The organism is Paracoccus chinensis, from assembly GCF_900102885.1.
Classification (GTDB): domain Bacteria; phylum Pseudomonadota; class Alphaproteobacteria; order Rhodobacterales; family Rhodobacteraceae; genus Paracoccus; species Paracoccus chinensis.
This window is the reverse complement of record NZ_FNGE01000058.1, coordinates 1-2475: the sequence shown is the minus strand read 5'-3', so window position 1 is coordinate 2475 and position 2475 is coordinate 1. Positions and strand designations below refer to the sequence as shown.

General features: G+C 67.6%; 1 protein-coding gene. It reads left to right on the top strand.

Features of this window, described 5'->3' with window-relative positions; genetic code table 11:
* Positions 1 to 49 precede the first annotated feature (49 nt).
* On the top strand, positions 50 to 2461 hold the full coding sequence (locus BLQ03_RS17555) for a heavy metal translocating P-type ATPase (protein ID WP_090757577.1): 2412 nt from the start codon (positions 50 to 52) through the stop codon (positions 2459 to 2461).
* The last annotated feature ends 14 nt before the right edge of the window (positions 2462 to 2475 follow it).

Sequence of the window (2475 nt, the reverse complement as noted above, 5' to 3'; positions counted from 1 at the left end):
GTAAATGATGGCCAGCAAGAGCAAAGACCAACACCCAGCCTCCCTCCACATGGAGAGCAGCTCTCGCGACGGCGACCATCAGCATCACCATCACGAGCATGTTCATTCCAGCCACCACGGGTCAGAGCACTCGCACGCCCCAGCGACGGCTCCGAATGACGGCGCGCATCAGGTCAAGGACCCGGTCTGCGGCATGATGGTCGATCCCCATGCGACGCAGCACAAGGCGGAGCACGCCGGCCGGCCTTATTACTTCTGTTCGGCGGGATGCCGCGCGAAGTTCCTGGCAGAGCCGGAGCGCTATCTTGACCCGGCCGCGGCGGCGGCAAGGGCCGACCCCGTGCCCGAAGGGACGATCTACACCTGTCCCATGCACCCTGAGATCCGGCAGGTCGGGCCGGGGTCGTGCCCGATCTGCGGCATGGCGCTGGAGCCGGTGCTGGTCAGCCTGGAAGCCGAGCCCAACCTTGAACTCATCGACATGCGCCGTCGCTTCTGGATTGGGCTGGTGCTGACGATCCCTGTGTTCCTGCTGGAAATGGGAGGGCACCTGCTCGGCCTCGATCACCTCGTCAGCCAGCGCAGCTCGAACTGGATCCAGCTGATCTTCGCCACCCCGGTCGTCCTGTGGGCCGGGTGGCCCTTCTTCCAGCGAGGCTGGCAGTCGCTTGTCACGCGCAACCTCAACATGTTCACCTTGATTGCCATGGGCACGGGGGCGGCGTGGATCTACAGCGTCGTCGCGACCCTCGCCCCCGGCGTCTTCCCCGACGCGTTCCGCCAGCATGACGGCTCGGTTGCCGTCTATTTCGAGGCGGCCGCAGTCATCACCGTGCTCGTGCTGCTGGGGCAGGTGCTGGAACTGCGCGCCCGCGAGAGCACCAGCGGCGCCATCCGCGCGCTGCTCGACCTGGCCCCCAAGACCGCCCGGCGCATCCACGAGGATGGGACCGAGGAAGAGGTCCAACTCGATGCGGTCCATGTTGGCGACCGCCTGCGGGTCCGGCCCGGCGAGAAGGTGCCGGTTGATGGCGAGGTGATCGAGGGTCGCAGTGCCGTCGATGAATCGATGGTGACGGGCGAGTCCATGCCGGTGACAAAGGAGGTCGGCTCCAAGGCGATCGGCGGGACCATGAACCAGTCCGGCGCCCTGGTGATCGAGGCCCGCCGCGTCGGCCGCGACACCATGCTGTCGCAGATCGTCCAGCTTGTCGCGGAAGCGCAGCGCTCGCGCGCCCCGATCCAGCGGCTTGCCGACCAAGTGTCGGGCTGGTTCGTGCCGGCGGTGATCGGGGTTGCCCTTCTCGCCTTCATTGCCTGGTCGATCTGGGGCCCCGAGCCGCAGTTCTCCTTTGGCCTCGTTGCCGCCGTATCCGTCCTTATCATCGCCTGTCCCTGTGCGCTGGGGCTGGCCACGCCGATGTCGATCATGGTCGGCGTCGGACGCGGCGCGCAGGCGGGCGTGCTGATCAAGAACGCAGAAGCCTTGGAGCACATGGAAAAGGTGGACACGATCATCGTGGACAAGACCGGAACGCTGACCGAGGGGCGGCCCGCCGTCACCGCCATCGTTCCGGCACCTGGTTGGGCCGAGGCCGACGTCCTGCGTCTTGCCGCCAGCGTGGAACGGGCGAGCGAGCATCCGCTCGCGCTCGCCATCGTGCGGGCAGCAGAGGAGCGAGAGATCCCGCTCGCGCCTGTTGCCGACTTCGACTCGCCGACCGGCAAGGGGGCGCTCGGGGTGGTGGAAGGCAAGCGCATTCCGCTGGGAAACGCGAAGTTCCTGACCGAACAGGGGGTTGATGTCGCGCCGCTGGTTGAGCAGGCCGACAAGCTGCGCGAGGACGGGGCGACGGCAATCTTCATGGGCGTCGATGGGCAGGTCGCCGCGATCTTCGCCATCGCGGACCCGGTCAAGGCCACGACGCCCGAGGCGCTGGCTGCGCTGAAGGCGCAGGGCATCCGCGTGGTCATGTTGACCGGGGACAACTGGACGACGGCAAGGGCCGTGGCCCGCCAACTCGGCATCGACGAGGTCGAGGCGGAGGTCCTGCCGGATCAGAAAAGCGAGGTCGTGCAGCGGCACAAGGCGGCAGGGGAAGTCGTGGCGATGGCGGGAGACGGCGTGAACGATGCGCCGGCGTTAGCTGCCGCCGATGTCGGCATCGCCATGGGCACCGGCACCGACGTGGCGATGGAGAGCGCGGGGGTCACGCTGCTGAAGGGCGATCTCACCGGCATCGTGCGGGCGCGGCGGCTGTCGCAGGCGGTGATGCGCAACATCCGCCAGAACCTGTTCTTCGCTTTCATCTACAACGCGCTCGGCATCCCGGTCGCGGCCGGCGTGCTGTATCCGTTCTTCGGCATCCTGCTGTCGCCGATCATCGCGGCCGCCGCCATGGCGCTGTCCTCGGTCAGCGTGATCGCGAACGCGTCGCGGCTGCGGGGGGTGAAGCTGTGATGACCGGAAGGCGG